Consider the following 4,997-nt stretch of genomic DNA (forward strand, 5'->3'; position numbering starts at 1 on the left):
GTTGCGCAATTCGGTTCATTGAAAGACCGCTTGCGTAATAAAACAAGGGCTTGGAGCTTGTCTTTTTCGGGCACACCTCGTGAAATTTTTTCCACATTTTTTACATTTGTACCGCTTTCCCCCTCGAACAAAACCGTTTTTAAAGCACTCCGAACATTCACAAAATTTACATACAATCATTTTTAGAGACTTTTAAAAGAATTCCTTTACTATTTTTAAAAAAATATCTTTATTTAGAATATGTCGTCATAACTTTAATTATATAATAATTACATAATTATAACGCTATCCAGCTCCATTGCCATATTTTTTTATGATATTTTAGCTATATTTTGCTATAAGGATTATATTTTGTTATATTATTTTTATAATTCCTTCAAAATGTTTTAAAGCAAGTTAGCCTTATCGATGAGAAAAATAAAAAAATACATCACTTATTCTATCATAATTGGAATAACGAATTCAGGTGTGAAAGCATCAGAAATAAAAAAAAAAAATTCAAGCGTTACACAAAAAACGTTAATGTCTTTGAGCGATATTAAAACAGGTGATTTAAATTTTTTTTCTTCCTTAAATTTAGATTCCGTATCTTTGGATGATTTTGAAGAAGGAACAAATTTTAATGGGTATCACGTAAATAGTGATCCTCATTTTCACACATTGGTCAATATCAAAGCTCCCAAGGGAGGAATTTTACGATTATCAACCGTTTCTCCTTCTGTTATTTCTTTAAATCCATTCGTGTCTCTTAATTTTCCACCAGGGATTTTTTCAGTGCATGAGCCCAATTCAGCTGTTGCATCTTTGATGATGCGGTGTTGGAGATGTGCTTTTCATATGATTCCTTATTGTTCTAACAAAATTAGAAAAGCTAAAGACAATTCTTGGATTACGTTTTATTTAGACCCAAAGGCTAAATTTCACGATGGAACCCCCATAACAGCACAAGATGTTCTGGCAACATTTGAGTATTTTCTTCGCTACGGATCTTTTTATCGTAAAAAACTTGGAGAAAAAGTAAAAAGTATTCTTGTGCAAGATTCTCAAACCATTACTTTTTATATGAAGCCTATAAAAGAAAGTGCTCAGTTTGGACTTGGTTATGAGCCAGATTTTCCTTTGGTACTTGCTGGGCTTCCAATATTGTCTAAAGCAGATATCAGCTGGCGAAACGGGAATGAAGATTCTATGACCCCTTTGACAGGAAGCGGCCCTTATCGGCTTTGTCGTCATACAGACACCATTACAATTTACGAAAGAGTTAAGGACTTCTGGGGAAAAGATCTTCCACAATTTCAAGGAATTAGCAATGCGGATGAAATTCAATATAAGCGGTTTATTACCAAAGAAAGTGCTTTTTCAGCGTTTTTAAGAAAAGAGATAGACTTGTGGAAAGAGGATAATCCAGAACAATGGGATCTTTATTTTTATTCAGCTAATTTTGAAAACAAGATTCGGATTCATACCGTAAATCACAAACAGCCTGTGGGAATGAAGGGTTTTTTTTTCAATGCTCAGCTTCCTTTATTTAAAGATATTCGTCTCAGGCAAGGAATAAGTGCTATATTTGACTTGAAATTTTCTGACTTTCGACGAATAGTTGGAAAACGTGCTCGCCGAATTCAAAGTTTTTTTCAAGGAACGCCTTACGCATGTTTAAACGCTTTGACTCTTCAAGAGCAAAAAGCGCTTTTAGGTCTTCCAGTTCCGATTACGCAAATCGCGACACCGAAACTTCAAAACAAGCGAGAAATTCTTAATCACTTCAAACGTGCAGGATGGAGCCTGAAAAATCAAATATTGCAAAAAAATAACACCCCTATGCGTTTTGTGATCATAACGAAAAAAAAAGAAGAAAAAGTTTGGGCTGAACGCTTTTCTATCTATCTGAAAGATTTTGGAATTGAAGCTTTAGTAAAAGAAGTAGATGAAACCGCTTATTATCAAAAAATTTCTAAGAAAGATTTTGATATAATAGTGGCAGAGCGTCGAGGGACTCTTTCCCCTGGTGCAGAACAAATTAGCTACTGGACTTCAGAACATGCAGGGCCTCAGGGAAAAAATTATTCAGGGATTCAAGACCCCAATATCGACTTTGCGTGTAAACAAATAATGGTTTTTTGGAACGACCAAGAAAAGTATACGTTATGGTTGCGCATTTTGGACCACCTTCTTAAGTTAGGGTGTTATGTTTTGCCCTTGCATTATTACGATACAAAAATTATTGCACACTGGAGGCGCGTTGAAGTGCCTAAGCCCGTTGATTACTTTTTTAACTTTTCTTCTGAAACTTCTTGCTGGATTTCTCCAAAATAAGGGCAAGGCACTGAATCATATCCATAAAATATTTGTATTTAAAAGTGTAATTTTTTATAAAATTAAAAATTCACGCCATATAAAAAACGTTGAACGGTAAAACCAGACTCCTTGATACGTTTGAAATAATCTTGTTTTCCATAGTATGAAGAAAAATTATGGATAACATATCTTCCTATATAGCTAAATTATTATAAAAAGATTACGAAAAACGGAATTGAAATAAGAGATCAATGAACAAGTTAATGGTCTTCTTATATGTTTTGATTGGGACCATTTTTTCTCAATAGGATTGAGATCTGGAGAATAATAAGGCAAATAAAGCAAACTATGGCATCTTCTAGCATCTTTGCACTGCTTTTCCTTTATGGAAAGTGACATTATCTATACACTAGCGCCTTCTTTTGTAAGGTTTGGTAATAAATAAAATCTGCTGCACCCAAGAGTAAACCCCTTTGTAAGCCAGATATCAAACCAATTGCAATTGTATTTACTAATTAAAGCGCCTATGGGATTTTTTCTCCCCCAGTCATGAGAGCCATAACACCGCTTGCAAGTACCCATGCGTTCTTAGCATATCATGAGCAAAACCACTTTCATCTGTGTAAGGAATAGCTTTGCCTGCTTTTTCTAGCTGCTCAATTGTTTGGCAAAATGTAGATCTTTTTTCTGGATTCGCTTTTGGGGGATTTAGATTTTTTTTATATGTCACTCCTAAACGTTGTTTTGCATACCTTATACCAGAAGCGCTGACTCCTAACCTCTTAGCTTTTTCATAATAGCTAACTATCTGGAAATTCTTCTGTATCTATTCTTAATTTCTCTTTGTCTAATTTTGTCCATGGTTTATTCCTTTTGTTGAGTCCTTCAAGATTCTTACCCTATCTCACTACTTCTGATTTAGATATGCAAAATCTAGCGGCTATTTTTTCAAATAATAAACAGCTCTTTGTTTTTGTTTTTAATACTTTTTTTCGAAAATCCAATGAATATGTCATAACTTTAATCATATAATTTATCACGTAATTATAACTCTATGCAGCTCTGTTGTCATGTTCTTTTTATGATGTTTTGGCTACATACGTAAAGAAATGTAAAAATCGGAAGAACACTTTGACCAGACCTTCTTCCGCTTGTCTTAGGTTACATTGGAAAAAAGCCAAATTTAAACTATCAAAATTTTACTCTAACCTTATTGCTTAGATATTTCTATTCTACCTTAGATTAGAACTTGCAACTCACTTCCAGATTATTTCAAACTTTTTATTCCAAACATCTCAAGCTTATTAAGTTTCTTACAAGGGATTAAAATTGTTTGCCTATCCACATATTTGCACACACCTGAAACAAAGATGAAATCTAAATTCTCACCCCCGAATCATTTAATTAAAAAACCATACCTATTATTAAATTTTTTTCTTTAAATTGATAGCACATTAACCTAACCAAAAAACTTATTTTATTCAATCTTAACTAAAAAATCCAGATTACCAAAAATTAAATTTTCCGCTCATGCCAAAACCTGCTAGACGTTTTTTACAACCAATTCCTGCTTTTTTGCTAAAACATCTATTTTTTCCACGTAAGTATTAACTATCTTATCTACATCGTTTCTGAACTTTCGAGTCAAATCTTCTGAGAAGTTTTCTTCTTTTTTTCTCCTTTCAATTCCATCTAAAACTGATCTACGCTGATTTCGAAATCCAATTTTTACTTCTTCAGCATACTGAAAAGAAATTTTGACAAGCTCATTGCGGCGCTCTTCAGTGGGAGTCGGAATTGGAACAGAAAAACGGTTTCCCTCTATATTTGGACTGTAAGATGCTTTTCTCAAAACTTTTTCCACTGAATCTTTAATCGAAGGATCCCAGACTTCTACGATCAAAAGCTGCGCTTGAGGTGCAGAAATAGAAGAAACCTTTCCTAAAATTTGCTTTCCTCCATACACTTCTATAGGTAAATTTTCTAAAAGCTCTGGCCGGGCACGCCCCACCCTCAACCCCAAAAATTTTTTTTCTAACGCGCTCAAGCCAAGACTCAATTCACGCTCAAGATCCTTTAAAATTTTTTCTGTCATGAATATACCTAGTAGTTTGCTACTCCTAGCGGGAGAGGGATTTGAACCCCCGACCTGCGGATTATGATTCCGTCAACTGAGCTACCCCGCCTTTGATTTACATTCTATCACGCTTTTTTCAAAAAAAAAAGCATACTCATTTTAAATCGAAAAAAAATGTTCTCACAAGATTTGCATTTTTCACCAGACTTTTTCTAAAAGCAAATGTTAAGTTGGGCTGCATTTATTGAATGTAAAAATTGTTTAAAAAGCTATAGCATTTCTAAAAATCTCGATTTTTGAGACTTTTAACCAAAGGTAGCTTGATTAATTTTCAATGTTTTATTCACTTGAAGTGCCGAAAAAATAAGCAGTGTTCCCTCTAGCATTTTAAGAGATCGCGTGTTTGCAAGGGGGGCGACGAAATCTTGCAAACCAAAGGCGGTGTGGAGCGTTATTTTGTTCAATGGAAAACGTTTTATCTTTTCCCTGAAAGAGGCGAGGGGTTGGAACAATTTTATTAAAACCTGCCCAATGATCTTATGCAATAAAGTAAAATTTTCTATTTTTTTAATCGCTCAAAAAGTCGTTTAAATGTTTGGAGTGATCACCAAATTCCCAATCG

General features: G+C 34.1%; 4 protein-coding genes and 2 pseudogenes. 1 reads left to right on the top strand and 5 read right to left on the bottom strand.

Annotated elements, in window-relative coordinates; translation table 11 throughout:
* Window positions 1–161: pseudogene (locus K737_RS09525) on the bottom strand (helix-turn-helix domain-containing protein); the annotation flags it as partial.
* A gap of 247 nt (window positions 162–408) precedes the next feature.
* Between K737_RS09525 and K737_RS04135 the strand changes: the two are divergent.
* On the top strand, window positions 409–2,316 hold the full coding sequence (locus K737_RS04135) for an ABC transporter substrate-binding protein (RefSeq protein WP_023492292.1): 1,908 nt from the start codon (window positions 409–411) through the stop codon (window positions 2,314–2,316).
* Between the two features lie 261 nt (window positions 2,317–2,577).
* Here the strand turns inward: K737_RS04135 and K737_RS12040 are convergent.
* The 4 genes and pseudogenes from K737_RS12040 to K737_RS11150 all read right to left on the bottom strand — a co-directional run.
* Window positions 2,578–2,704, bottom strand: a pseudogene (locus tag K737_RS12040) (transposase); the annotation flags it as partial.
* Between the two features lie 141 nt (window positions 2,705–2,845).
* Entirely contained in the window at window positions 2,846–3,028 is a 183-nt protein-coding gene (locus K737_RS10550; protein WP_006287990.1) for a hypothetical protein, read from the bottom strand.
* 813 nt (window positions 3,029–3,841) lie between these two features.
* Entirely contained in the window at window positions 3,842–4,393 is a 552-nt protein-coding gene (locus tag K737_RS04145) for a ribosome-recycling factor (protein ID WP_006287988.1), read from the bottom strand.
* 287 nt (window positions 4,394–4,680) lie between these two features.
* Window positions 4,681–4,839 (bottom strand): hypothetical protein, encoded by a 159-nt coding sequence (locus K737_RS11150; RefSeq protein ID WP_235075690.1) that lies wholly within the window; start codon window positions 4,837–4,839, stop codon window positions 4,681–4,683.
* Window positions 4,840–4,997: the final 158 nt, after the last annotated feature.

Origin of the sequence: Holospora undulata HU1, from assembly GCF_000388175.3 — a bacterium.
Classification (GTDB): Bacteria; Pseudomonadota; Alphaproteobacteria; order Holosporales; family Holosporaceae; genus Holospora; species Holospora undulata_A.

Bases quoted from the DNA above. Each gene is read 5' to 3' on its own strand.
- K737_RS04145 (WP_006287988.1), bottom strand. From the start codon at position 4,393: ATGACAGAAAAAATTTTAAAGGATCTTGAGCGTGAATTGAGTCTTGGC.
- K737_RS04135 (WP_023492292.1), top strand. From the start codon at position 409: ATGAGAAAAATAAAAAAATACATCACTTATTCTATCATAATTGGAATA.